Consider the following 26,223-nt stretch of genomic DNA (forward strand, 5'->3'; position numbering starts at 1 on the left):
GATCAGCCCTCCTTATTTTCGTCGCTGGCAGGAGCGTCAGCAGCAGGTGCCTCACTCTCAGCAGCTGGCGTTTCAGCAGGAGCCTCCGCCGGTGCGGCTTCCGCCTCAACCGGTGTCGCAGTCTCTTCAACTGGAGCAGCAGGTGCCTCGGTGTCGTTCTGCGGAGCAGCGGTATCGATAACCACGCCAGGGAACGGCAGATCATCAGGCAGTTTCAGCTTCACCGAGTCGCGAACCAGCAGCCAGCCATTCTTCGAGCCCGGCACAGAACCCTTCACGAAGAGCAGGCCGCGATCAGCATCCGTACGGACGATCTCGAGGTTTTGCTGCGTGCGCTGACGGTCACCCATGTGACCAGCCATCTTCTTGCCCTTAAACACGCGGCCCGGATCCTGACGGTTACCCGTCGAACCATGCGAACGGTGAGAGATCGAAACGCCGTGCGTCGCGCGCAAACCACCAAAGCCCCAACGCTTCATAGCGCCGGCAAAGCCTTTACCCTGCGTGTGACCGGTGATGTCGACCTTTTGACCAGCTAGGAAGTGCTCAGCAGAAATGCGCGAACCAACAGGAAGAAGACCTTCTTCACTGTCTACGCGGAACTCAGCAACTTTCATCTTCAGCGGAACTTCTGCTTTCGCAAATGCTTCACGCTGAGGCTTGTTTACATTCTTTTGCTTGGCTTCACCGGCACCCAGTTGAAGCGCGAAATAACCATCGCGATCAGCAGTGCGGTGCAAGGTAACCTGGCAATCTTCCAGCGCAAGAACGGTAACCGGCACGTGCCGACCGTCCTCTTGGAAGAGGCGGGTCATCCCAACCTTTTTAGCGATAACGCCTGTGCGCATCGTAAAACTCCTAAACAGAGGCACCCCGGCCCATCCGAGGTGCTTGCGGACACGCCTCTTGCGAGACGCACCCAACAGCCCAAAATTTTATGCATCGCCCCGTCCGGGCTGAAGTGCTCGCGCGGCAAGTGCTGCCGCTTGAGCGAGACGGGAGACGCAGCCCGGTTCGGGATAAACCCTTCCGGCGGTATCTCTATGTCTTGCCCGTCGCCAAATCAGACTTGGCGACTTGCGGGGCCATACAGAACCCCAAACTCTCTGGTCAGCTTAAAGCCCCACCAGAGGGACTATCTCACCCGAGATCAAGCAAGCTTGATTTCGACGTTTACGCCTGCCGCGAGGTCAAGCTTCATCAGCGCGTCGACCGTTTGGGCGTTTGGCTGAACAATGTCCAGCAGACGCTTGAAGGTGCGCACCTCAAACTGCTCGCGCGACTTCTTGTCGATGTGCGGGCCGCGGTTCACGGTGAACTTCTCAATGCGCGTTGGCATGGGAATGGGTCCACGAATAAGAGCACCCGTCCGGCGCGCCGTCTCCGCAATCTCACCAGTTGCCTGGTCGAGAACACGATGGTCGAACGCTTTCAAGCGAATGCGAATATTCTGAGCTTCCATTACCTACACCAATGCGAAAGAGCCAAAGAGATCTTTCGATCCCTCAAAAACAAAAGACCTGCCCCGCTATTTCTCCGGTGAACCGGAACGGGCGGCCTTACAAAATTACGTTGCAGAGAACGAATCCTCTGCTCTGGACCGCGCGTATACGTTCGGACTGCCATTCTGACAACCCCTGAAATGAAGGGAATTCCCTCGTCATTCCAACGATTGATCGGCTGCGGCAAACACATCACACGCTCTCATAAAAAGGGCCCGGCACTCCTTTCGGAGAACCGGGCCTCAATTTGATCATTCGCTCTCTTGCGAGAGCAAAGACTTACTTGGTGATTTTAGAAACCACGCCTGAGCCAACCGTACGGCCGCCTTCGCGGATCGCGAAGCGCAGACCTTCGTCCATAGCGATCGGTGCGATCAGCTTAACGTCGATCGTTACGTTGTCGCCAGGCATAACCATCTCGGTGCCTTCTGGCAGAACAACTTCACCGGTCACGTCAGTTGTACGGAAGTAGAACTGAGGACGGTAGTTTGCGAAGAACGGCGTGTGACGGCCACCCTCGTCCTTTGACAGGACGTAAACTTCTGCACTGAACTCGGTGTGCGGCGTAACCGAACCGGGCTTTGCGAGAACCTGACCACGCTCAACTTCTTCACGGCCAACACCGCGAATAAGCGCACCAACGTTGTCGCCTGCTTCACCGCGATCAAGCAGCTTGCGGAACATTTCAACACCGGTGACCGTAGTCTTGCCAGTTTCCTTGATGCCAACGATTTCAACTTCGTCGCCAACGTTCACAACGCCGGTTTCAATACGGCCTGTCACAACAGTACCGCGACCTGAGATCGAGAACACGTCCTCGATTGGCATCAGGAAGTCTTGATCGACTGGACGCTCAGGCTGCGGGATGTTCGCATCAACAGCTTCCATGAGTTCCTTGATCGAGTTTTCACCGATTTCAGGGTCACGACCTTCAAGAGCAGCAAGAGCTGAGCCCTTAACGATGGCGATGTTGTCGCCGTCAAAGTCGTAGCTTGAAAGCAGTTCGCGAACTTCGAGCTCAACGAGCTCAAGCAGTTCTTCGTCGTCGACCTGGTCAACCTTGTTCATGTAAACAACGAGAGCCGGAACACCAACCTGACGAGCAAGCAGGATGTGCTCGCGCGTTTGTGGCATTGGGCCGTCAGCTGCGTTCACAACCAGAATAGCGCCGTCCATTTGCGCCGCGCCAGTGATCATGTTCTTAACATAGTCAGCGTGACCCGGGCAGTCGACGTGTGCGTAGTGACGGTTGTCAGTTTCATATTCAACGTGCGCCGTTGAGATAGTGATGCCGCGCTCACGCTCTTCAGGCGCTTTGTCGATGTTCGCGAAATCAACCGCTGAACCCAGAACCTTGGTGATCGCCGCAGTCAACGTCGTCTTACCGTGGTCAACGTGACCGATAGTGCCGATGTTGCAGTGCGGCTTGTTCCGCTCAAATTTTTCCTTAGCCATTACTCAAATAACCTCTGTCTGAAATGGTATTGTGTTTGTAAGGGCGGCGGCCCCAGCAAATGTGGCGCCGCCCCTAGACCGGGAAGCTCGCTTACGCAAGCTTCTCTTTGACTTCCTGTGCAACGCTTGCAGGCACTTCTTCATAGTGACTGAACTGCATTGTGTATTGCGCACGGCCCTGAGTGAAAGAGCGTAGCTCGTTCACATAACCGAACATGTTCGCCAGTGGGACGAATGCATCGACCGCTTGAGCGTTGCCGCGGCTGTCCGTTCCCTGGATCTGACCGCGCCGTGAGTTAAGGTCGCCAATCACATCGCCGAGGTAATCCTCAGGTGTGACAACTTCGACCTTCATCACAGGCTCAAGCAGCTTGATGCCGCCGCGCTCGGCAGCCTCACGCATTGCGCCCTTGCCGCAGATTTCAAAAGCCACGGTTGACGAGTCGACATCGTGGAACGCGCCGTCTGTCAGGTGGATCGTGAAATCGATGATCGGGAAGCCGATGAGATAGCCGCTATCGGCTTGCTCGCGGATGCCCTTCTCAAGCGACGGGATGTATTCCTTCGGAATGTTACCGCCCTTAATGCTGTCTTCAAAGACGATGCCCTGACCGCGCTCACCCGGTGTGAAGGTCGCCTTGGCGCGGGCAAATTGCCCGGTACCACCCGACTGCTTCTTGTGGGTGTAATCAACGTCGATTTCACGGCCCAGCGATTCGCGATATGCCACCTGAGGCGCACCAACGTTTGCTTCGACCTTGAACTCGCGCTTCATACGATCGACGAGAATGTCGAGGTGAAGCTCGCCCATGCCTTTGATGATCGTCTGACCGCTTTCGTGGTCAGTCGTCACGCGGAAGCTTGGATCTTCAGCTGCCAGACGATTAAGCGCAACGCCCATCTTCTCTTGGTCAGCTTTGGTCTTAGGCTCCACGGACAGCTCGATAACCGGATCCGGGAATTCCATCCGCTCAAGCACGATAGGGTGCGCAGGATCACAAAGCGTGTCACCAGTGGTGGTCGCTTTCATGCCGGCAAGAGCAACGATATCGCCAGCGAATGCCTCTTCAATGTCCTTACGGTCATTGGAGTGCATCTCCAGAATACGGCCGATCTTTTCCTTCTTGCCCTTCACAGAGTTCAGGACAGTGCCTTTGGTCAGTTCGCCAGAATAGATGCGGGTAAAGGTGAGCGAGCCCACGAAAGGATCGTTCATGACTTTAAACGCCAGCGCCGCGAACGGCACCGCGTCGTCAGATGCGCGCTCGTCTTCTTCATCGCTGTCAGGCTTAACGCCTTTAATCGCGTCCACGTCGAGCGGGCTCGGCATGTAATCGACAACCGCGTCAAGCAGAGGCTGAACGCCCTTGTTCTTAAACGCAGAGCCGCACAGCACGGGAACAAAGCTCTGGTTGAGCGTGCCCTTACGGATCAGCTTCTTCAGCGTAACTGCATCAGGCTCTGTGCCTTCCAGATAGGCTTCCATAACGTCATCGTCTTGCTCAACAGCAAGCTCGATCAGCTTCTCGCGGTATTCCGCAGCTTCGTCAGCCATGTCCTCAGGAATATCGCCATAGACGTATTCCGCGCCGAGATCTTCGTTCTTCCAATTGATCGAACGCTGATTCACCAGGTCAACAAGACCTGAAAGGCTGCCTTCAATACCGATTGGGAGATACAGAACGGCAGGTGTCGCACCTAGACGCTCGATGATCGAATTCACGCAGTACTTAAAGTCTGCGCCCGTGCGGTCCAGCTTGTTGATGAAGCACATGCGTGGAACTTTGTACTTATCGGCCTGGCGCCATACGGTCTCGGACTGAGGCTCAACACCGGCCACACCGTCAAAACACGCAACCGCGCCGTCAAGCACCCGCAAAGAACGCTCAACCTCGATGGTGAAGTCAACGTGGCCCGGCGTATCAATAATGTTGATCCGGTGCTCAGGCGTCTTGCGCAGCTCTTTCGGGTCGCCCTTTGGATCCATCGTCGGATCTTCCGGGTTCCAGAAACAGGTCGTCGCAGCAGACGTGATCGTGATCCCACGCTCCTGCTCTTGCTCCATCCAGTCCATCGTCGCCGCGCCATCATGCACTTCGCCGATTTTGTAGGATTTACCCGTGTAATACAGAATGCGCTCTGTAGTGGTCGTTTTACCAGCATCAATGTGCGCCATGATGCCGATGTTGCGGTAACGCTCTAGCGGATACTCGCGTGCCATGTTCAAATCTCCATGAGGGGGATGCCCCCTCGAATTAATGTTACCAGCGGTAATGCGAGAACGCGCGGTTGGCATCAGCCATCCGGTGCGTGTCTTCGCGCTTCTTCACTGCATTGCCGCGGTTGTTCGCTGCATCCATCAGCTCGCCTGAGAGACGCGCAGACATGGTTGTTTCGGCGCGGCCACGCGCAGCTGAAATCATCCAGCGGATCGCGAGAGCCTGAGCACGCTCGGGGCGAACTTCAACAGGCACCTGATAAGTGGCGCCACCAACGCGGCGGCTACGTACTTCGACCTGCGGCTTGATGTTCTCAAGCGCGGTGTGGAACAGCTCAATCGGGTTGGTCTTCGCCTTGGCTTCGACCGTGTCGAGCGCGGAGTAGACGATGCCCTCTGCAACGGCTTTCTTACCGTCGAGCATGAGGTTGTTCATGAACTTTGAAAGGATCTGATCACCAAACTTGGGATCAGGAAGGATAACCCGCTTTTCGGGCCTACGACGACGTGACATTGTTTGCTACTCCTTCGGAGTTTTAATTCTTCGGTGCCGGCCCTCTCCCCCTCCCTTCCACCCGGAAGTATATCCTCAAGGGCGGAAGGGAGGGGGCGAGGGCTGGCCAGGCATAAGCTTCAGGCGGAGGCCTGAAGCGCACCCCAACTATTTCGGCCGCTTAGCGCCATACTTAGAGCGCGACTGCTTGCGGTCCTTGACCCCTTGCGTGTCGAGCACGCCGCGCAGCACGTGGTAGCGCACACCAGGAAGGTCACGCACACGCCCGCCACGGATCAGCACCACACTATGCTCTTGCAGATTGTGGCCCTCGCCCGGGATGTAAGAGATGACTTCGCGGCTGTTCGTCAGGCGCACCTTGGCGACCTTGCGCAGAGCGGAGTTCGGCTTCTTCGGCGTCGTAGTGTAGACGCGTGTGCAGACACCGCGCTTCTGCGGGTTCTGCTCCATCGCAGGGACCTTTGACTTGGTCTTCTGCGGAACGCGGCCCTTGCGGACCAGCTGGTTAATCGTTGGCATGAGTTACTCTTCACCTAGGTTTTGGCGAAGACATCTGTGTGAAGGGAGTATCAGGAAACGTGGCAGGCGGCGCAAAGGCATATGCCAATGCGTAGGCCAAGGCCGCGAGTTCTGAAACGCTCCACCCAGCTGCAATCGCCGGATTACTTTGCCGATAGCCCTTCCCTTACCGGGATAGCGTGACCGCCAATGTTCAGCTCAAAATTCTGTTGGCAGGAAACGTGATGTTCCCAACAAGCTGCGCGCCCTTAGCTGGGGTGCGGGGGTTGGTCAAGGGGGTGGATGGTTAGCAAGTCACTAGACTTCACCTTGCAAAAGCATCGTAGATCGCCCCACATAGGCAAGCAAACGATTCAAGGTGAAATATGGCGGACAGTTTAGACCTATTCTCAGACTTCGCTGACGAGGGTGATGAGGAAGAAATCCCATCATCATCCAAAGTCTCTGACAAAGCTCTCGAACGACAATTCTCAGAAGGGCGCCTTCGCGTTATACAAGAAAAGAACGACTTTTTCTTAATTCACGCGATGGACTTCATACGGGGGAAAAAGTGGGGTAATCTCCGGCCGGACTATCAAAGGCGTCTCAGGTGGGATCAAAAAAAGAAATCCCGGTTGATCGAGAGCTTCATTATGAACGTGCCCGTGCCGCCGGTCTTCTTGTACGAGAACCTCCCTGGAAAGTATGAGGTCATGGACGGGCAGCAGCGTCTAAACACTATTTCTGAGTTCCTCAGCAACGAGTTTGAACTCAAGGGGCTTTTAATATGGGATAGCCTCAATGGCAGGCAATTCAGCAAGTTGCCTCCCTTGATCCGTGGGAGCTTGGAGCGAGCAAAGATCTCAGCCATCACATTGGTAAGTGACCCAGTTTCCCATAACGATCCCAATATCGATTTAAGAGCGCAAGTGTTCGATAGGCTTAATACTGGCGGCGAAAAGCTCAACCATCAGGAGTTACGGAATTCGCTTTACTCTGGCCCGTTCAACAAGATGATACGCGATCTTGCTGGCAACCGCGAATTTACAGAAGCTTGGGGCATTCCAGCACATAGCGACAACATTAATTCGGCAGGTGAAGAATCTGAAAATTTGACCAACAACAACCTGTATAAGCGCATGATTGACTGCGAAATTGTACTTCGCTTCTTCGCATTTAGAGATGAGTCTAAGGTTTCAGGCTCTGTTCGCTCGATGCTTGATCGGTGCATGAAGGAAAACCGAAACGCCGACGATGCTAAGATCGAATCACTAGGAGACCGATTTGTTTCGAGCATAAAATTAGCACGAAACATTTTCGGAGAAAACGCTTTCCGCATCTTTGAAAATGGAAAAGCAACCAAACTCTCACGACCGCTATTCGACGCTCAGATGATTGCTCTTGACAAGAACCTTGCCCATGAGGCTCGGCTGATTGAGAGACGTGACATGCTAGCCACAAAGATGATGGAACTCACTAATCCAGAATCGGATAGCTACCCTTTAATCGTTGGTCGAGCCAACACCGCCGATTCGATTAAGGCTAGGATTAAGCTGATGTCCGATATCGTTCGTGACACCGCTCAATGAAACTAGCGGGGGCCGCGGAATTACTTCATGCGACGGTGGATGAAGTCGAGCAGAATGCCGAGTTCGTTGATTGCGCAATGAGCTACGTAGCGGATTCAGCTCAACTAATTTTTGCGCATGATGACGGAGGGCCGCTCACGAAGACTCTGAAGGGAGCATTAGAACTTCGGCGCACACAACCCGCAGCGGTTTTCCGAGGCCTCATTGTTCAGATCGTCGCTGCATTTGAAGAATACGTTAGGAACTTCTGCAACGCTCAAATCACGCTCATCCACACTCGAATCAACGACCAAGGTGGCGATCTCAACAGCAAATTAAGGCTTACCTACCTGTCGAAGGCAGGGAAGATCTTGGGCCAGCTTCCTACGGGCACATTTCTTGGAGCCAAGTTCGACTTTCCAAGTCTAGAGAATACTCTTTCAACGGTTTTAAAGTCGGAAAAGCCTATTGAACTCCAACCGGAAGTTTTTTCTACTCGTATAGGCAATTGCAACTCAGAAAAGCTCGTCGAAATTTTTGAGTGGTTTGATCTAAAACAACCCTTTCGCAAGGAGCTGGGCTCGCACACTGCAACGCTGAATTGGCGCAATGGCTCGGCATCGCCAACGGCCGTCGCCGGTCTGATGAAGCGCGAGTTAGACGATCTGATTGACCTTAGAAACGACTTAGCGCACGGCGAGCCTCGCACGGTGAGCATTGATAGCGTCAAAAATGGTGCGCAGCTTGTAAAGGCTCTAGCGACAGCTTTCTCTGATTTGGCGGACGTCGATGCTTAGCGCACTTCACTAGATCAGTGCTTTCACGGGCCACAGGCCCGCAAGGCCGACCAGCCCATCCGCATAAGTGCGATCTTTGATCGCATGGGCTAGAAAATCGCAGCACGGAGGTGCAGCGGAACGCAAGTACTACAATAAACCATTTTCCTACTTGATGTTAATTTGCTTTGGACCTCGGCCCCACTCGTAACTGAGGCCTTTGCCAATGAAAACCGCCCCTTATGATCCGACTGTAAAGTTCGCTCCGAGCGCAGAGCTCGGATATCCCCTTTCCCGCATCAATGGCACGGCGCTTTCGCCCGTCGGTGACCCCGCAACTCGCGAGCATATGAACCGATGGGCGCATCACGTGGCCACCGGGCAGATCGGGAGTCATATGCGCCCTACCGCTCCGCTACATGAGGGCAGTGGATTACCAAAGACCGATCCCAAAATCCTAGCCCGCCATGTGCGAAATGAGTTGGTGCTGCTGGGGAGGAGATAGTTGAGGAACCGGTGCGCAGCACCGCAAGGGCGACTGCCCGCCCGCAGCGATGCGATCTTTGATCGCATGAGCGAGGATCTCGCACGGCGGAGGCCGTGCGGAAAACAAAGACTCTCTGTGTTCTTGGCCCAAGTTCACGACCTTGCGCCCAGACGCCGGGTGCCTGCCATTGCGGTTCGACCAAGAGGTGAGAAAGTTTTTTGTTTAGACCCTCAAGCGCCGGGCGCAGCGCCTCCGCGCTGCTTGGCTATCCTCACTCCCTTCGGTCGCTCCGGGCGGCCGGTCGGCCTTGCGGTCACCTAGTCGGTGACCGTGCTCCGCCACCAAGCCTGAACCGTCTGGCTTGGACGAGTCCGGCGAGCCTTCTGCAACCGACAAGCGTAACCGCCCTGGCTCTCCACCGCAGCGCGGCGAGAACCAGAGCGATCTACTGGTAACAGCCGTCAACAATCAGCAAGTTAACGGCACCTACTTGGCTTAGGCGGCCTTGACTTAGGCGGCTTGGCTTATGCAGTCCGAGCTACCACGTCATTGTATTCACCATCACCGGTGATCATAGGCTCATTCGGCGGACAATCATCAAACCCGGCTTGTTCCTTCTGAATGCCTTTCAGCTGCCCATGCACTCTGGCCAGCTCACCCCCGGCATCAAGCAGTGCTTGTTGCGACTTAGTAAGACGCAGCAAAGCCTCATGCCCGAGAAACGGCTCGCTCTCTGTTTCGCTGCGGGCTGTAACCAAAGTCGTCAGGAGAGCTGATTGCGAAAGCAGAGCAGCATCAAGCTTCGCCTCGGCATCACGGAGATCGCGGCCAATTCTTAAACGCGCAACTTCTTGATCCATAGTCATGTATTATATCCTTCAAAATATACGAACAATTTGTTCAATGAAGGACCGTCTTAGTTGGAGAAGAGAGCAGGTAACTCACTGCGCGATGCAGCCCTGTTACAAATACTATCATCGCTAAACGCGCCAATCCCATGCTAGCGCTTATCTGTTCCAGTATGCTGAGCTCTTTTTCAAAAAGTTGGTCCTGCTCGGATCCGGCCTTCCTCCATCCCGGATATTTGATCGTCATAAGCGACGAACTTCTGCTATCGTAAATGCGAGAATAGACCTTCAACTGCACTACTCCAACAGAGACTTAAAATCAGAGATTTAGGATCGTCCCTTGAGGTTTTTACAAGATCAAAGTCGCTCTTACTTCTACGGCATTTGATTAACGGAGCAATATTATTTGAGTTCCCCAAATTTGGACCGGTTGCACCAAATAAATGCTAAGAACAGCCGAATCCATCGAGCGAACGATCGCGCGCTGCTCGACAAAGCCAATTAGGTTAGCTTACTCTTCAACAACCCATAGAGCAGCACATCGCGGAGCCCGATATGCGTAACCTCGTGCTCGCGCAGGTAAGCCTCACGGGCAAAGCCAAGTCTTTCCAGTAGCTTAATCGACGCAGTGTTGTCGATGTCAACCTCTGCGGTGAGCTTGCGGTGACCGTCCTGATTGAACAGGTAGTCGACCAGTGCGGCGGTACATTCGCCCGCAACGCCCTGCCCCTGCCGGTCTGCACACACGATATAGCCGATTTCAGACACGCCATCCTCATGCCCGGGCATTGCGACGAAGCGCCCCGCGACCTGTCCGCCAGCGTCCTCAGCGATCCACGTCCGCCCGTCCCACGTCGGATCAGCCAGCCAGCCCCACAGCTCCTCCTCGCTCGCAAAGGCAGGCCGCGTCAGATAGCGGCACTGATCCTCGTCATTCAGCGTCGGGAATAGCGCAGCGCAATCGCTGCGCTGCAAAGGGCGCATGGTGAAACGGGTGGTTTTTAGAACAGGAGTATCAGTCAAGACTCGCTCAAAAAGCTGACCAGCGCCTTCACCTTCTTCTGCCGCCATTGCGGCAGCGGCGCGACCAGCCAATAAGCGCGCAGGCCAGGTTCCGGCCCTTCCAGCGCAACCAGCCGATCCGCTGCTATCTGATCCACCACCAGCAGCTCTGGCAATCTCGCCTTGCCTAGCCCCGCCATCGCGCTCGACAACGCTTGCCCAGCATTGCTGACAGTGATCGTCACCTCCGCATCCTCGGGCACATCCGGACCCCAGCTGATCCAATTTTCCGGCACAGAGCCGTCCTCTGTCTTCGCAGCTACAGTCACGCGGCTCGCCGGAGCCAGCTCGACGCCCTCAAGATCACCCGGCCCGTCAACCAGCCGGATCGCGAAATCGAGGTTCGATTCGGTAAAGTCAGCATTCTCATCCGCCACAAAAATGAACTGGACGCCAGGGTTGTCCTTGGCGAACTCCGCTAGCTTGGGCGCCAGCCATTGCGCGTAAAACTCGCGCGGTGCCGCAATGGTATAGCGGTCGCTCGACTGCCCCGCCTGCATCGCTTGCACGCTTTCCTCAAACTTGAGGAAGCCTTCACGCAGGGCATCAAGGCCAGCACAGCCCTCTTCGGTCAGCTCCAGCCCCTTGCTGGTCCGGCGAAACAGCACGGTGCCAAGATGATCTTCAAGCGCGCGAATCTGTTGACCAACAGCGGCCGGGGTCACAGCCAGCTCGTCCGCTGCGCGGGTGAAGGACAGGTGCCTCGCTGCTGCGTCAAACACGCGCAGGGCGTTTAGAGGTAAGTGCGTTCTTTTCATTTCAGCCTTTTCATCTGGGAAGGCGACTTAAATGCGACAACGCTATGAAACAAGTCGCCATCGCAAATCCTTTTCTATAACGGCTCGCCCTATGGTAATGTAACAAAGTCGTAACAATAAAATGGAGAACCTAGCCCACAGGGGCGGGACCTATGAGCCAGCATAACGCAGACATAACGGGCACTACCGAAAATAACTCTTCTGGCGGTGGCACTTCACTCGGCGGGTTTGAGGCGTTGGAAGAGCGCTATGTCAATCGCGAGTTGAGCTGGCTCGCGTTTAATCGCCGCGTGCTCGCCGAGGCTGAAAATGAGCGCTACCCGCTGCTCGAGCGACTACGTTTCCTCTCAATTTCAGCAAGTAATCTCGATGAATTCACAATGATTCGTATTGCTGGACTTGAGGGCCAAGCCAATCGCGGGATTGAAACCACCGCCATTGACGGCACCAGCCCGGCTCAGCAGCTGGAGGCAATCCGCGCGGAAGTTCTGCAGATTGAGGAGCGCCAACAGTCCATTCTTTCGACGCTCACTGAGCTGCTCGAGGAAGAGGACATTCAGATCCCCGAAATGGGCGATCTGAGCAAGGATCAGCTGAGCTGGCTCGAAACCTATTTCACCAATGACATTCTGCCGCTGATCACGCCGCAGGCGATTGATCCATCGCACCCCTTCCCCTTCGTTTCCAACCTAGGGATGGGGCTGGTGTTCCGTTTGAAGCGCGGAAAACGTCAGCCTGGTCTGGTCGAGATGGTGCTGATCCCAAGCGGCGTGCCGCGCTTTGTTCGTATCCCCGGTGAGAATGCGATTTACGCCGCGATTGAAAAGGTCATCACGCAATTCGCGCATTTGCTGTTCCCCGATTTCAAGATCGCCGGGGATGGCTATTTCCGCGTGCTGCGCGACAGCGATATCGAGATTGAGGAAGAGGCCGAGGATCTAGTTCGCTTCTACCGCTCGGCGATCCAGCGGCGGCGCCGCGGGCGCGCGGTCATGCTTGAGCTGGATGATCAATGCGACGGCGCGCTGGAGACGATGCTGCGCGAGCAATTTGACGTTGATGCGGCAATGATTGTCAAAACCGGCGGCATGCTAGGCCTGCATGACCTCGACTCTGTGTGTAGCGAGCCCCGCCCCGACCTCAAATTCGCGCCATACGACCCGCGCTATCCCGAGCGCGTGCTGGCCCATGATGGCGATTGCTTTGCGGCGATCCGCGAAAAAGACATGATCATTCACCACCCTTACGAAAGCTTCGAGGTGGTGGTCGATTTTCTCAGGCAGGCGGCCTCTGACCCAAATGTCGTCTCGATCAAACAGACGCTTTACCGCGCAGGCGACCAGTCCCCTGTTATCGCAGCGCTGATTGATGCTGCCGAAGCCGGCAAAGCTGTCACCGCCGTGGTCGAGATCAAAGCCCGCTTCGACGAGGAACGGAACATACACTGGGCCAATGAGCTCGAGCGCGCCGGTGTGCAGGTTATTTACGGCTTCACCGAGTATAAAACCCACGCCAAAGTCAGCCTCGTCGTGCGGCGCGAGGAAGAAGGCTACCGAACCTACTGCCACTTTGGGACGGGCAATTATCACCCGGTCAACGCACGGATTTACACCGATTTCAGCTATTTCACCGCCGATAAGGCACTGGGGCGCGATGCCGCCAAGCTGTTCAACTTCGTCACTGGTTATATCGAGCCGCGCAAGCTGGAAAAGCTCGCTGTTTCCCCGCTGAGTCTCGCTGATAAGCTCTATGAGATGATCGATGCTGAGATCGACAATGCCAAGGAAGGCAAGCCTGCGGGTATTTGGGCCAAGCTAAACTCGATCACACACCGTGAGACAATTGACCGCCTCTATGCCGCCAGTCAGGCTGGCGTGAAGATCACGCTAGTCGTGCGCGGCATTTGCTGCCTGCGTGCTGGCATTCCAGGGCTCTCGGAGAACATTCAGGTCAAATCGGTCATTGGCCGCTTTCTGGAACATGGCCGCCTATGGGCCTTTGGCAATGGACATGAACTGCCAAGCAAAAAGGCCAAGGTTTTCCTGACCAGCGCCGATGCAATGTCGCGCAATCTCTATCGCCGGGTGGAGGTGTTGGTGCCGATCACGAACCGCACGGTGCATGATCAATTGCTCGATCAGGTGATGCTCGCCAATATCATTGATACTGAGCAAAGCTGGGTGCTGCTGCCAGACGGCCGCTATGTCCGCGTGCGTGAACGCGTGATCGACAATGATGTGCGCTTCAACTGTCACCAGCATTTCATGAGTAACCCCTCGCTCTCCGGGCGCGGTGCCGCTCTGGAACAGCACACTGTCCCTATATTGACCCTGCATAAGAGTAGCGAATGAACCGAAATAGGCGGGGCAAGCGCGGCCGCAGAACGGACACCAAGCGCGCCGTGATTGATATTGGATCGAATACGGTCCGAATGGTCATTTACTCGGGCGCTGAGCGCTCCCCGGTTGTCATTTGGAATGAGAAGGTCGCCGCTCGGCTAGGGCGCGATTTGTCGGATACGGGGAAAATTCCAGGAGCGGCAGAGAAAGAGGCACTTGGGGCGCTCGCCCGCTATGCTCTGATCATCCAAGACCTCGAAATCGATGATGTTCAGACCGTGGCGACGGCGGCTGCGCGTGATGCCAGCAATGGCGCGGCGTTTCTCAAAAAGGTAGAGAAGCTTGGCTTTGCTCCGCGCCTGCTGAGCGGCGAGGAAGAAGCGGTTAGCTCCGCCATGGGCGCAATTGGCGCTTTTCCCGATGCACGGGGCGTTGTCGCCGATCTGGGCGGTGGCAGCCTCGAAATGGTGTCTATCGCCAAAAACGCAGCGCATGATGCGATCAGCCTGCCGTTTGGCACGCTGCGCCTGCCCGCACTGCGCAAGCAAGGGCGATTTGCCAAGAAGGTGACAGGGAAACTTGAGGACGCAGGCTTGGATAAGCGCGGCAGGCATCCGCTCTTCATGGTTGGCGGTACGTGGCGGGCCTTTGCCGCCTATGCGATGAACGCGATCGACTATCCACTGACTGACCCCCATGGGTTTGAGCTGGAGCCGGACGAGGCCGCGAGGCTGGCGCGCAAGCTAGTCCGCAGCAAGCCTGAGCAGCTGGCGGGTCTACGCGGGATCAGCCCGATGCGCGCTAGCTATCTGCCAAATGCGGCCGCCTTGCTCCTGCCCATGCTTGAGACAGTAAAGCCGGCACGGCTGATCTTTTCATCATGGGGCATCCGAGAGGGGCTACTTTATGCGCGCCTGACAGATCTTCATCGGCGCAAAGACCCCTTGCTTGCAGGCGTCGATGCCTTTGCCGCGCCGCTCAATTCCTCGATTACCGACGCAGCCCGGCTTGCAGCATGGAGCGTTGAGCTCGCGCAAGGGGATGGGTCGGTTAATGAGCGCATTCGGCTAGCGGCAGCACAATTAGCAGTCGCCCTGCACCGAGTGGAGCCCAATTTGCGGGTCAATCATGCGACGGAATGGGCGCTCGATAAGCGTTGGGTCGGCCTAGATGCACAAGGCCGCGCAATGATCGCGGCGGCGCTTTTCGGCAGCCTCGGACGTACCGAATTGCCGGGGTCGCTCCGCCGTCTTGCCAGTGATGAAGAGCTGCGCGAAGGCCAGACATGGGGTCTTGGCTTTCGCTTGGGGCACAGGTTGGGCGCGGCGTCACGTGTATCCATGCTGACCAGCGCCCTCGCCCGCCGCAAACGCAAGCTTATCCTGCGCCTTGATGAGAGCCGCCAGGCACTTGCCAATTATCCGGTGACCAAGGATCTCGAGGTTCTGGCCGACTGGCTGGATCTGGAACCAAAGATCAAGATCGGCAAGTTTGATCTGGAGGATGAGCCCGAGGGGTGGTTTGATAGTCCCTTGCGAAAAAGCTGAGCAAACGAGCTGATCGCCCCGCTTAGCTTGGCTTAGGCCGCTGCCATGAAATGCCTGGTGGCGGCGGATCGCCCCAGGCATTGGCGGCCGGATCACCTTTGATTGCGCCAAGCCAAACTAACAGAAGTAGCACCACAAGATTCATCGTACCGGCAATCATCAAAGCTTGCTCGATGCCGTAGATCACAAGACCCGCAATCTGGAGGAATGAGAGCAACAAGGCTCCGAAGAGCGCAATCTTGGCTGTTTTCCCGATGTCATGTAGACGCAAAGCCGCGAGCATTGTGAACACAACCAAGGTAACCATACCGAGCGATGATGCTGTGAAGTCAAGCGCAATCACAGCCACCACAAAGGCAATGATGAGCAACAGGTTCGTCCAATAAGTCGCACGGTTGATCCGGTAGCCAACCAGCCTATCAAGCATCTATCAATCCGCAGTGGCAGGCGCAGACAGCGGGAAGAACGGGATGCGCACCTCCATCGGTGAGCCATCTTCGCGGTGGAAGGTATAGAAGCCTTCCATTGAGCCATGAGGCGTCTCCAGCGGACAACCCGACACATAATCATGTGCCGCACCCGGGGCGAGCACGGGCTGTTCGCCAACAACACCCTCGCCATCAACGTGGCTGACTTTGCCTAGCGCGTCCGTAATCCGCCAATGGCGGCTGACCAGTTGCACTTGCTCACGCGAGAGGTTTTCAATGCGGATATGATAGACCCAGAACCATTTCCCGATTTCTGGCTGCGATTGCTCAGGCAGGAAATTGACCACAACGCGCACAGCGATGTCGTTAGTGATGGCGGCGTGATGGAACAGGGCCTTGATGCTCATGTCTCTCAAGCTAATCCGAAAATCACATCCCTCAAGGGGGATTTGCAAACTTTACCCAGATGTGTGCCCCGGCGTTGCGCGAATGCAGCAGTTAGGGGCGCAGCGCGGGTTATCAATCTGGTGGATTGTGCTCAGCGAGGAACGTCACAAGCGCATCATACCATTTCTGCTCATTTTCTGGCTTTGAGAAACTGTGTCCTTCGTCTTCGATGACCAATTCAGTCGGCTGAATCGCAGCCTTCTTGGTGGCTTTCTTAAACTTGCGAAACTGTCTGAACGGCACGTTGCTATCTTCTGTACCATGGGCAAGCAGCACAGGCCGCTGCAGCGTCTCAGCCAATCGGTATGGGGAAACGCTGTCGAGATCAAACTCCTCATCCCCTTCAACCCGCGCTCGCCACTTCTTGCCGCCTTTGCGCGAGAAGAACTGCCGGTCATATTTGAGCATCATATCCCAGTCAGTCACACCCGCCCAGCTCGCAGCACAGCGATAGCGTTCAGGGTTGCGGATGATGCCCCAAAGTGCAGCATAACCGCCGTAACTTCCGCCGACCAAGCACACGCGCGATGGGTCAGCAATTCCCTCTGCTACGGCCCAGTCCATTGCGTCATCCAAATCGTCCTGCATTCCGCGGCCAATGGCTCCGGTCCCTAGTTTTGTGAACTCTTCTCCATAACCATCCGACCCTCTGAAATTTGGTTGTAGGACAGCATATCCGCGGTTTGCCAACAGCTGCACCTCATCATTGTAACGCAAGCTGTCACGCACCCCGTACGGCCCGCCATGAGGCAAGATTATGAGCGGCAGGTTGGCGGCTTCTCGTCCGCGCGGTAGGGTCAAGTAGCCATGTATCAATGTGCCATCGCGGGCGGAGTAACTGATTGGCTTTGGCCGCGCTAAATGTTGGAAGTTAACTGTCGGGCGCAGCTCAAGTAACTGATCAAGGCGTCCGGCTGCAGGCTCAAACATGTAGAGTACGCCGGGGTCAGCCTCTCCCCCTGCCCAAACGATCATCCGTGAGTTGTCGCGCGCCCGCGACGTGACCCATAAATCATACCCTTTAAGTGCCCGAGAAAGCGCGGCATACTGCTCCTCACGCGCCTCATCGAACCAAACCACCCGCTCGCGATCATCAGTGTAGAAGGCTGCAATCGGTTTACCGTCACGAATGGTTGCCGAATCCAAGTCCCAATCGGGATTCTCATAGATTGTCTCGACCACTTCACGCGTCGAATAGTCAAACAAATGAAGGCCTACACGCCCCGCGTCGTTCTCGCGCAGTACGTACCCTTTATCCGATCCAGAAACGATCTGTGCGACGTTCCAGAAACGCCCCTCTTCATCGCCCTCTCTGAGTTTACCGACCAGCTCTAACTTACTGCTGGCGTCGGGCCGATAGAAGACGCGCATCCTATTGCGATACCAACCGGTCCCAAGGCGCACGACACCGGCGTTATCAGCGCTCCAGTCCCACACGCCATCCTTGGGTGATTGAACAACTGTGACCTTGCCGTCTTGTTCCAATTCATAACGAAATACAGACGGATAATCATAAATCGTCTTTTGCGTCGAGACGAGCAGATATGAGCCGTCCTTTGCCACGTGGATGACATTGTCGCCATCAATCACGCCTGTCTTGGGGCCGAGAATTCCGATCCAATTTGTGTCCTGATCGATCAAGGCAAGCCGCGTGAAAAGTGCATCTTCACCCTGAAACTTCCCCTGCGATGAAAGCGACAGGACGAGCTTGGAGTTTCCTGCCCAACGATACCATTCCAGTTCGGTTTCCTTAGAAACCGGGTACTTTGCCTTTAGCTGTCTGGATGCCGCATCGAGCACGACGAGAAATTTTCCATCCTTCAGATTAGCCATTGCCGCCATTTGAGCGCCGTCTGGGGAGAGTTTCGCGGCCTGAAAAAAGCTGCGCGACGCAAATGCCGAAGTTGGGATTATTGGCGGCTTTTCTTCAGATGCTGTAGACGATGTTACATCACTAAGGCTGGCGGGTGCAGCACCACCACCCTGCGCAAGCAATGATTGGCTTTGTATAGCCGTGCCAAACAGCACAGCCATCGCCATATAACGAAGTAATCCCACAATACCCCCCAGTATTCTGCAATAGCACACCACTAACGTCCCAATGCTCAGGCAAACTTGCCTAGCTTTGTGACGAAATCAACCAGCTTTCTAGAGATGTCCGCGCAGATAGACTTTCTCTACCCCGCTAGCTCTTCCTCTATCTGCGCAAGGCGCTCTTTGCCGAAGAACATCTCATGGCCGATAAAGAAGGTCGGAATGCCAAATGCGCCGCGATCCACCGCGCCTTGCGTACTATCGACCAGTTTCTGCTTAATTGCCGGGTCCTGAGTTTTCGCAAGCAGCGCCTCTGCATCGAAGCCTGCATTCGCAAGCACCGCGCCAATAGCAGCCGGATCGTCAATCGGCGTGCTCTCTTCCCAAATAGCAGGCAGCAGTGTGTCGACCAGCTTTACTCGCTCAGCGCCTTCCACGGCGAGCAGCATGCGCTGAAACATCACCGAATTGAACGGAAACTGCGGGTGGAGCTTGTATTTGGTGAAGCCATGCTTGGCGATAAAACGCTGAATTTCCAGCATTCCATATTCAACTTTGCCCTTCACATCCTTGTCTCGGATCATGGGCGGGGCATTGCCGGTGAGCTTGTGCATGCCACCTAAAAAGACCGGCGTTACTTCGAGGGTGGCGCCCGTTCGAGCGGCGATTTCCTTGAGCGGATACCAAGCGAGATACCCATTGGGACTCACAAAATCGAACAGAAATTCCAGTGTCTTGGGCATTCCAGGCCTCCCCTTTTGATGCGTTTCAACCGGACTACACAATCTTCCAGTGCCCGTCATGGGCTCAATTATGTCAGCGCCAATTCTAGCAATCTACACACACCCTGACCCCAACATTTTGTTGCTAATGATTTGCAATAGCGTAATCTGCTTCAACCACTAGTCGGAGAATCGCATGCATCAGAAACACACCCACTACCCCTCCCTTCCACTCCCATTGCCTGATTGCCCGATTGAACGCGGCGTATTGGTGATCGCTCGGCGTACAGCGATCCACGGCCTTCAAGATGCCGAAGCCAGCTTTCTCGCAATCCGCATATTCAAAACGCGTTTCCGCAGGCCGCTAGCACTAATCAGGTGCCTCGTTCACGAGATCGCCGCCGCTTCTAAGCGTTCCATAAAGATAGCGCCTTGCTGCACGCCGGGGATGACGCTCGACGAGGGGTTGTTGCTTGGGGCAATCTGTGGCGACGGCTTGCCATCACTGCTCGGGCTTACCGATAATGATGATTGCGGTAGCACACTGCCAGTGGCGCAGATGTTGAGCGAGGAAATAAATCACTCGAAAATGTGCAGCCTTCGTTGAGAGCTGCGCGATAGAGGGGAGCTAGATGCCTGCCTTCGCCAATGCCTGATCGATATCCTCGGTCAAATCCGCGATATCTTCTAGCCCCACATTGATCCGAAGAAGCCCCTCGGTCACGCCCATTTCTGCGCGCCCCTCGTCCCCCATATTGGCATGGGTTGAGCTGGCTGGGTGACACATAAGGCTACGCGCATCGCCAATATTGTTCGAGATATCAACAAGTTCCAGCGAATTGAGCAATGAGAATGCGGTTTCCCGCGTGCCAACATCAAAGGCGAAGATCGGCCCGAAGGCATCCATCTGCTTGGCTGCGAGTTCATGATCTGGATGGCTTGCGAGGCCGGGATGCAGCATCCGCCCTCCTGATTTGGCAAGGCGCTCTTCGATATATTTGCCCAGCTCCAACGCATTGCGGCTTTGCTGGTGAGCCCGTAGCGATAGCGTTTCCAGACCCTTCAGAACCACCCAGGCGTTAAACGGGGCGCAATTTGGGCCGGTGTTGCGCTGAAACGGGAGCAGCTTCTCGTTGATAAACTCCTCCCTGCCGCAAACCGCGCCAGCGAGCACGCGGCCTTGCCCATCCATCAACTTGGTTGCGCTATAGGCGACAACATCCGCGCCAAATTCCAATGGCCGCTGTAAAGCCGCCGTAGCAAAGGCATTGTCGACCACCGTGGTGATGCCGTTAGCCGTCGCAAGCCCGCAGACATACTCCATATCGACAATATCGAGCGTGGGATTGGCCGGCGTTTCAAAGAAAAACACCTCGGTGTTTGGCTGGATCGCAGCTTCCCAGGCGGCATTGTCGGCACTGTCGATAACGGTCGTTTCGATGCCGAAACGAGGGCAGAGTTGATCGACCAGCCAGCGGCATGAGCCAAAGGCTGCGCGCGCAGCAACCACATGATCTCCAACGGATAATTGACACAAAAGTGCGGCGGTCATCGCCGCCATTCCGCTCGACTGTGCACGGCAGGCCTCAGCCCCCTCCATCAGAGCGATACGCTCTTCCAGCATCGCAACGGTGGGGTTCTGGAGCCGCGAATAGGTCATGCCGCCCGCTTCACCCGCAAACCGGGCAGCAACAGTCGCCGCATCATCATATGTATAGCCGGAGGTGAGGAACAGCGCCTCGCTCGTTTCGCCATGCTCGCTGCGCCAGGTGCCGCCGCGCACAGCTTGCGTCGCTGGGCGCCACTTTTGCGTGGTCGCGCGGTCCATTCCGGTGGTCTTTTTCATTCAAGATCTCTTACTGTGCCCGAGGTGCTCGGCTTGCGAGGAGCTTAGGGCGCGGCTTACGGCGTGGAAAGGTCACTCGCAAGCAATCCGTCGCGTGCGGTCCGCGCATGGCCAACAACGCTCAGCATCAAACTGCCCTCGATCAGCGTCATGAGATATCGCGCCCCGCCCTCAGGGTCAGGATCATCCTCGGGCATTTGCCCCTCAAGCCAGGCCAACAATTCGCTCATCATCGCCTCGGCAGCCTCTTTATAGCCAGCGACACCGCGCGCGGCGCCCGCCACAATCTCCCACCACAATGTCAGGAACGGCTGCATCGCGGGCTCGCGGCCCACCGCCAAAATGCGCACCACACATTCCTTGCGTGATGTCGCGCGCTCATGCCCCATGGCTTCTTGTAGTGACGCAGAATAGACACCGGCTATGTAGGTCAAAATATCTTTAACCATCTGTTCCTTATTGTTAAAATGGTAGATCAGCATGCGGTCACTGGTTCCCGCAGCCTTTGCAAGCGGACGCAGGCTCGCATTCTCAAAACCGTGCTCCAGCACATGCGCGGCGAGACCAGGAAGAAGCGATTCCCGCGACATTTTTGGCTTTTTAGGCGGTGCATTCATAATCTGAACATTACCCTATTGTAGCGATCGCTACACTAAGCTATCTCTAGTTGTAGCACTTGCTACATAAATTGAGATGATTCGCCATGACCGCATTCGAAATCCTTTTCTACGCAGGCCTCGCTTTTGGCCTGCCCGCATTCCTCTTTCTCGCATTCATCTACCGAGAGCAAGCCAGCTTTTGGATCGCAGCCGTTGTCTTCGCAGGTTTCCTGGGCTTCACCGCTCTCACCGTCGCACAAGAAGGTGTTCTTGGCTTTATGCCCAATCACACCACCAGCTTATGGGGTGTGCAGGTATGGTATGATCTGGTCATCGCCATCGCGCTAGCCCTGACCTTTATTGTCCCCCGCGCCCGGGCGGCTGGCATGAAACCCGCCCCATGGGTGATCGCTTGTGCTTGCACCGGGGGCGTGGGATTATTGGCGATGGTGACGAGACTACTATGGCTGGAGCGAGCTGCGGCGCATCAAGGCAGGTAGTGGCTTGAGGCATGCACGCCAGGCCGGGCTCCTTGCTCATACCCACATAGCAGAACCGATTTCGAAAAATGCAGCAAACAACAAAAAGGGGTGAGAAGTCGCCCTCTCACCCCAAAATTGTCTTACTCAGACAGCGCTATTAGGCGCTAACTGGATCGTCATCACCATCATCAGCGATGATGATAATGCCCGCGATCACTGCGGCAGCAGCGAGTACGAGAACAATTGTGCTTACGCCGCCGATTTCAGACTCATCAGCTGATGAGTCTGCACTCCGCGAAAGCGGAGCATCAGCAGCAAGGACAGGAGCAGTCGCCAGAGCGGCTGCAGCGGTGCCCATTGCAATGGTCTTCAAACGCATCGAAATTCTCCTCGTTCGGAACAAGTTAAACCTTCATTACTGTCGGTCCGACCTGTTCACTGCCTCAGTTCCCACAATATACTAAAAAAGCAAAGAACTTTTCGAAAAAATCCACGACATGTTTCCCAACTGCGGCGAATTTGCATCAATCCATCAACATGCATGACACAAAGGCCGGACCTTGAACGCACAATTTTGACGCATTGAGTTCGCGACCGGTCCGATCTAATTGGCAAAAATGGTCAAGAAAAACCACATGGATGATGCCGATCCAATCGTCTGGATAGCCCTCATAACGGTACTTTTCTGGCTGTTGACGCTCATTCGTCTGGGAATTCCAGCAGAACCCTACTTCGATGAAGTACATTACCTGCCCGCCGCACGCGACTTTCTGGCTATGGGTATCTTCAGCAACAGAGAGCACCCGCTGCTTGGCAAGGAGCTGCTCGCCGCCGCAATTTGGCTGTTCGGAGACAATCCTTGGGGCTGGCGCATCTTGCCCACATTTATGGGAGCGCTCACCTTATTCGCTGCCATGCGCACCATGTGGCATGGCAGCCGCAGTGCGTTTGCGACAATCGCATTTGGCCTGCTCCTGGTCAGCGGTTTTCATCTCTTCGTCCACGCGCGCATTGCCATGCTCGACATATTCTTCGCCAGCTTCCTAACAGTCGCCGGGTGGCAATTTTCTGCCGCCGTAAGACGGCCAGAGCGCGGACGCCACCATTTGATCGGCACAGGTTTGGCGATCGGGCTTGCTCTCGCCAGCAAGTGGAACGCAATTCCCTTTGCGCCGCTGCCTGGCCTCGCATTCTTCGCTTACCGCCTGAGAGCGGGCCGACGCAGACTGGTCCTGAGCACACGCGGCGCCCCAGTACCCGGCGTATCATTGCTGGAGGCAGCGCTATGGTTAGGCGTGCTTCCATTGCTGATATACGCTCTGACTTTCGCTCCGGGCTTTTTCTTCGCGCAGCAGCCGATGAGCGGTCTGATTGAACATCACATGCTTATGCTCGATTTACAGACCCAGGTTTTGCAAGAGCACCCCTATCAATCGACATGGCCGCAATGGCTGATGAATAGCCGCTCGATCTGGTTCATTTACGAGCCAGTGGAAGGCGTGCAGCGAGGCATCGTCCTGCTCGGCAACCCGCTGACGATGCTGCTGGGCCTGCCCGCGCTCCTATGGTGCGCTTGGCGCGCTGTGCGTCACCGTTGTCCCGCAGCCATTGGCATCGTCACCCTATACGTTGCGGGCGTCGGCTTCTGGGTTGTCGCTGCCAAACCAGTGCAGTTCTACTACCACTATTTCTTCCCAAGCATTGCCCTGCTTGCTGCATTGACCTTAGCTTTGGATGACATTTGGCGATCTGGCCGCAAAGCGCTTGCGATTGTACCGATTTTGGCGAGCCTCGCGCTCTTCGCCTATTTCTTCCCGATCCTCAGCGCCGCCCCGCTCGAGGACGCTTCTGCCTTCACCAAATGGATGTGGCTGGATAGCTGGATTTGATACCTCAGCTTTGCGTAAAACGGCCCCAGACAAAGCGGCTTGAGAGCGCATAATTCCACACTGAGCCGATGCCGATACCGACCAGAGCAGCAACCGCTGCATAAACTCCGCGATCATGCAGCGTGGTGGCGACCGCAACATTGGCGAACGCACCGACCGAGCAGGCGGCGATGAAGCTCACCCAACCGCGCAGTACCTCGCATGCGCTCTTGAGGCGGCGATCGCGATAGGTCAGGAAATTGTTCAGCCAGAAATTAAAGCTCATCGCAGCGAAGGTTGCTATGGCCTGTCCCAGCGTGAAGGCCGCACCAGCTGCGATCAGTAGCAGATAGAGCACCGCCATATGGACCAGCACGCCAAGCGCGCCGACGGTGCCAAACATGGCGAAGCGGGTAGGAACGATCCGCCCGAAACTCTTGTCATAAAGGCCAGCAAGAAAGTCAAAGACAATGGCGCGGTCAAGCTTGGATTCGCCCGAGCGCCTTGCAGCGAAGCGTATAGGAAATTCTTTTACTTTTAGCGGCTTGTCGGAGGTTGCGAGCACGTCGAGCAGGATCTTAAACCCAATACCGGAGAGCTTGGGCGCAAGGTCTCGCGCCGTCTCAGAGCGCATCAGGAAAAACCCACTCATAGGGTCGCTCAGCTCTACCCCGGTCATTCGCCGCGCGAGCATATTAGCAAAGCCGGACAGCCTTTCGCGCTCAGGATTACCCCATTCCTCAGTGCTCGCCCCTGCCGCAAAACGGCTCGCGACGGCAACGTCTGCGTGCTCCCCCTTCACCGCTTGAAGCAAATCTGAAAGCACTGCTGGGTCATGCTGGTGATCGGCATCCATCACTGCGCAATAGGGCGCAGCGGTCGCGCAAAAGCCCTCGATCACGGCGCTAGAAAGGCCGCGTCGTCCAATCCGCTGGATCACCCGGATGCGGCCGTCAGTGAGCGCTAGCCGCCGCGCCTCGTCTGCTGTTCCATCGGAGGAATTGTCATCGATGATTAGGACTTCCCAGCCTCCAGCCCCAAGTGCACCCTCAATACGCTCGATCAAAGGCGCGAGATTGTCCCGCTCATTGAGCGTGGGCAGAATGATTGCCAGGTCAAGCGGTGCGCCGGTCATGCGAGCGCTTTGCCAGCAATGTTACAGCCTTGCCAGCACCGCGTCGCCAATTTCAGCAGTTCCGGCACTGCCGCCCAGATCAAAGCCAAGCACGCCGCTCGTAAGCGCTTTCTCAACCGCACGTTCAACCCGCTTGGCCTCGTCCTCGCGGCCCAGCGAATGGCGCAGAAGCATTGCAGCCGACAAGATCGCGGCCATCGGATTGGCCTTGCCCTGCCCCACAATGTCAGGCGCGCTGCCATGGATCGGTTCATACAGGCCGAACGTGCCGCGTTCGGTCTGCCGCTCACCCAGCGATGCGCTGGGCATCAGGCCGATTGAGCCCACCAAAGCGCTCGCGAGGTCGGACAGAATATCGCCGAACAGATTGCCGGTCAGGATGACGCTGAACTGCGCGGGGTTCGCCGCGAGCTGCATCGCGGCATTGTCGACATACATGTGGTCGAGTGTGACCTGCGCATGCTCGCCCGCAACCGCATTCACGGTGTCACGCCACAGCTGGCTGGTTTCGAGCACATTGGCCTTGTCGACGCTGGTAAGCTTGCCAGAACCCTGCGCGGCCGCACGGAACGCGATTTCGGCAATCCGCCGTACTTCGGGCGCGGAGTAAGACATCAAGTCCCACCCCTCCGGATCGCCCGCCGCTGTTTCGCGCTGGCCCTTCTCGCCGAAATAGACGTCTCCCGTCAGTTCGCGCACGAACAGGCAATCAATCGCGCCCGCAACTTCGGCGCGCAAAGGCGAGAAGCTCTCCATGCCGGGCCAAACCTTCGCCGGACGTAAATTGGCAAACAGGTCCAGTTCTTTGCGCAGGCCCAACACTGCCTGCTCTGGCCGCAAATGCCGTTCCAGATTGTCGCAAGCAGGATCACCTACCGCGCCGAACAGAACCGCGTCCGCCGCGCGCGCCATCTCCAGCGTCTCAGGAGGCAGAGGGTGGCCATGCGCATGATAGGCCACGCCGCCAACATCGCCCGAAAACAGCGTAAGGCCCGGCAAATCGAGCGCTTCCAGCACGCGCACTGCCTCGCGCGTTACCTCTGGGCCAATCCCGTCCCCGGGCAGTACTGCAATCTTCATGAGGTCATCT

Annotated in this window: 25 protein-coding genes; 7 read left to right on the forward strand and 18 right to left on the reverse strand. The window is 56.1% G+C overall.

Features of this window, described 5'->3' with window-relative positions; genetic code table 11:
- Positions 1-2: 2 nt before the first annotated feature.
- The 6 genes from rplC to rpsL all read right to left on the reverse strand — a co-directional run bounded on the left by rplC (position 3) and on the right by rpsL (position 6,208).
- A complete protein-coding gene (gene rplC, locus ACFCXQ_RS12440; RefSeq protein ID WP_379551034.1) occupies positions 3-848 on the reverse strand; it encodes a 50S ribosomal protein L3 in 846 nt (281 codons plus the stop codon).
- Positions 849-1,150: 302 nt separating this feature from the next.
- Complete coding sequence (rpsJ, locus tag ACFCXQ_RS12445; RefSeq protein ID WP_086436159.1) at positions 1,151-1,462, reverse strand: 30S ribosomal protein S10; 312 nt, start codon at positions 1,460-1,462, stop codon at positions 1,151-1,153.
- 319 nt (positions 1,463-1,781) lie between these two features.
- The gene (tuf, locus tag ACFCXQ_RS12450; RefSeq protein WP_379551036.1) at positions 1,782-2,957 is read right to left on the reverse strand and encodes an elongation factor Tu; all 1,176 of its coding nucleotides are present in this window, start codon (positions 2,955-2,957) and stop codon (positions 1,782-1,784) included.
- Between the two features lie 91 nt (positions 2,958-3,048).
- On the reverse strand, positions 3,049-5,178 hold the full coding sequence (gene fusA, locus ACFCXQ_RS12455; protein ID WP_379551038.1) for an elongation factor G: 2,130 nt from the start codon (positions 5,176-5,178) through the stop codon (positions 3,049-3,051).
- A 40-nt stretch (positions 5,179-5,218) separates the two neighbouring features.
- Entirely contained in the window at positions 5,219-5,689 is a 471-nt protein-coding gene (gene rpsG, locus ACFCXQ_RS12460; RefSeq protein WP_379551040.1) for a 30S ribosomal protein S7, read from the reverse strand.
- Positions 5,690-5,836: 147 nt separating this feature from the next.
- Positions 5,837-6,208, reverse strand: coding sequence for a 30S ribosomal protein S12 (gene rpsL / locus ACFCXQ_RS12465; protein WP_379551042.1), 372 nt, complete (start codon positions 6,206-6,208; stop codon positions 5,837-5,839).
- 365 nt (positions 6,209-6,573) lie between these two features.
- Here rpsL and ACFCXQ_RS12470 point away from each other — a divergent pair, with 365 nt between their 5' ends.
- Complete coding sequence (locus tag ACFCXQ_RS12470) at positions 6,574-7,776, forward strand: DUF262 domain-containing protein (protein ID WP_379551044.1); 1,203 nt, start codon at positions 6,574-6,576, stop codon at positions 7,774-7,776.
- A complete protein-coding gene (locus tag ACFCXQ_RS12475) occupies positions 7,773-8,552 on the forward strand; it encodes a HEPN domain-containing protein (RefSeq protein WP_379551046.1) in 780 nt (259 codons plus the stop codon). The genes ACFCXQ_RS12470 and ACFCXQ_RS12475 overlap by 4 nt, the downstream gene beginning before the upstream one ends.
- 990 nt (positions 8,553-9,542) lie before the next feature.
- On the opposite strand, the gene ACFCXQ_RS12480 is transcribed toward ACFCXQ_RS12475, so the two are convergent.
- From ACFCXQ_RS12480 to ACFCXQ_RS12490, 3 genes are all read right to left on the reverse strand, one after another.
- Entirely contained in the window at positions 9,543-9,884 is a 342-nt protein-coding gene (locus ACFCXQ_RS12480) for a hypothetical protein (protein ID WP_379551048.1), read from the reverse strand.
- A gap of 483 nt (positions 9,885-10,367) precedes the next feature.
- Positions 10,368-10,889 (reverse strand): GNAT family N-acetyltransferase, encoded by a 522-nt coding sequence (locus ACFCXQ_RS12485; protein WP_379551050.1) that lies wholly within the window; start codon positions 10,887-10,889, stop codon positions 10,368-10,370.
- The gene (locus tag ACFCXQ_RS12490) at positions 10,886-11,686 is read right to left on the reverse strand and encodes a LysR family transcriptional regulator (protein ID WP_379551052.1); all 801 of its coding nucleotides are present in this window, start codon (positions 11,684-11,686) and stop codon (positions 10,886-10,888) included. Before ACFCXQ_RS12490 ends, ACFCXQ_RS12485 begins: the two co-directional genes overlap by 4 nt.
- Before the next feature lie 152 nt (positions 11,687-11,838).
- Between ACFCXQ_RS12490 and ACFCXQ_RS12495 the strand changes: the two genes are divergently transcribed.
- Positions 11,839-14,037: an RNA degradosome polyphosphate kinase gene (locus tag ACFCXQ_RS12495; RefSeq protein WP_379551054.1), complete on the forward strand. Its 2,199-nt coding sequence runs from the start codon at positions 11,839-11,841 to the stop codon at positions 14,035-14,037.
- Positions 14,034-15,572 carry a Ppx/GppA family phosphatase gene (locus ACFCXQ_RS12500; protein ID WP_379551056.1) on the forward strand — a complete coding sequence of 513 codons (1,539 nt, stop codon included), beginning with the start codon at positions 14,034-14,036 and terminating at the stop codon, positions 15,570-15,572. Before ACFCXQ_RS12495 ends, ACFCXQ_RS12500 begins: the two co-directional genes overlap by 4 nt.
- Positions 15,573-15,594: 22 nt before the next feature.
- Here the strand turns inward: ACFCXQ_RS12500 and ACFCXQ_RS12505 are convergent, their stop codons facing one another.
- From ACFCXQ_RS12505 to ACFCXQ_RS12520, 4 genes are all read right to left on the reverse strand, one after another.
- On the reverse strand, positions 15,595-15,999 hold the full coding sequence (locus ACFCXQ_RS12505; protein ID WP_379551058.1) for a DUF805 domain-containing protein: 405 nt from the start codon (positions 15,997-15,999) through the stop codon (positions 15,595-15,597).
- A gap of 3 nt (positions 16,000-16,002) precedes the next feature.
- Positions 16,003-16,401, reverse strand: coding sequence for a Co2+/Mg2+ efflux protein ApaG (apaG, locus tag ACFCXQ_RS12510; protein ID WP_379554662.1), 399 nt, complete (start codon positions 16,399-16,401; stop codon positions 16,003-16,005).
- Between the two features lie 118 nt (positions 16,402-16,519).
- Entirely contained in the window at positions 16,520-18,505 is a 1,986-nt protein-coding gene (locus tag ACFCXQ_RS12515) for an alpha/beta hydrolase family protein (RefSeq protein WP_379551060.1), read from the reverse strand.
- Between the two features lie 119 nt (positions 18,506-18,624).
- Positions 18,625-19,224, reverse strand: coding sequence for a 2-hydroxychromene-2-carboxylate isomerase (locus tag ACFCXQ_RS12520; RefSeq protein ID WP_379551062.1), 600 nt, complete (start codon positions 19,222-19,224; stop codon positions 18,625-18,627).
- A gap of 175 nt (positions 19,225-19,399) precedes the next feature.
- On the opposite strand from ACFCXQ_RS12520, the gene ACFCXQ_RS12525 reads away from it, so the two are divergent.
- Positions 19,400-19,810: a DUF6628 family protein gene (locus ACFCXQ_RS12525; RefSeq protein WP_379551064.1), complete on the forward strand. Its 411-nt coding sequence runs from the start codon at positions 19,400-19,402 to the stop codon at positions 19,808-19,810.
- A 21-nt stretch (positions 19,811-19,831) separates the two neighbouring features.
- On the opposite strand, the gene ACFCXQ_RS12530 is transcribed toward ACFCXQ_RS12525, so the two are convergent.
- Complete coding sequence (locus ACFCXQ_RS12530; RefSeq protein ID WP_379551066.1) at positions 19,832-21,049, reverse strand: trans-sulfuration enzyme family protein; 1,218 nt, start codon at positions 21,047-21,049, stop codon at positions 19,832-19,834.
- Positions 21,050-21,105: 56 nt separating this feature from the next.
- Positions 21,106-21,639 (reverse strand): TetR/AcrR family transcriptional regulator, encoded by a 534-nt coding sequence (locus tag ACFCXQ_RS12535; protein ID WP_379551068.1) that lies wholly within the window; start codon positions 21,637-21,639, stop codon positions 21,106-21,108.
- Positions 21,640-21,752: 113 nt separating this feature from the next.
- On the opposite strand from ACFCXQ_RS12535, the gene ACFCXQ_RS12540 reads away from it, so the two are divergent.
- Complete coding sequence (locus ACFCXQ_RS12540) at positions 21,753-22,148, forward strand: hypothetical protein (RefSeq protein WP_379551070.1); 396 nt, start codon at positions 21,753-21,755, stop codon at positions 22,146-22,148.
- 139 nt (positions 22,149-22,287) lie between these two features.
- Here ACFCXQ_RS12540 and ACFCXQ_RS12545 read toward each other — a convergent pair whose 3' ends face one another.
- Positions 22,288-22,509, reverse strand: a complete 222-nt coding sequence (locus ACFCXQ_RS12545) for a hypothetical protein (RefSeq protein ID WP_379551072.1) — start codon at positions 22,507-22,509, stop codon at positions 22,288-22,290.
- A gap of 256 nt (positions 22,510-22,765) precedes the next feature.
- Between ACFCXQ_RS12545 and ACFCXQ_RS12550 the strand changes: the two genes are divergently transcribed.
- The gene (locus tag ACFCXQ_RS12550) at positions 22,766-24,019 is read left to right on the forward strand and encodes a phospholipid carrier-dependent glycosyltransferase (protein ID WP_379551074.1); all 1,254 of its coding nucleotides are present in this window, start codon (positions 22,766-22,768) and stop codon (positions 24,017-24,019) included.
- Positions 24,020-24,023: 4 nt separating this feature from the next.
- On the opposite strand, the gene ACFCXQ_RS12555 is transcribed toward ACFCXQ_RS12550, so the two are convergent.
- Entirely contained in the window at positions 24,024-25,133 is a 1,110-nt protein-coding gene (locus ACFCXQ_RS12555; RefSeq protein WP_379551076.1) for a glycosyltransferase, read from the reverse strand.
- 21 nt (positions 25,134-25,154) lie between these two features.
- Positions 25,155-26,213 carry a 3-isopropylmalate dehydrogenase gene (gene leuB / locus ACFCXQ_RS12560; protein ID WP_379551078.1) on the reverse strand — a complete coding sequence of 353 codons (1,059 nt, stop codon included), beginning with the start codon at positions 26,211-26,213 and terminating at the stop codon, positions 25,155-25,157.
- Positions 26,214-26,223 lie beyond the last annotated feature (10 nt).

It is taken from the genome of Qipengyuania rhodophyticola, assembly GCF_042493225.1.
GTDB lineage: Bacteria > Pseudomonadota > Alphaproteobacteria > Sphingomonadales > Sphingomonadaceae > Erythrobacter.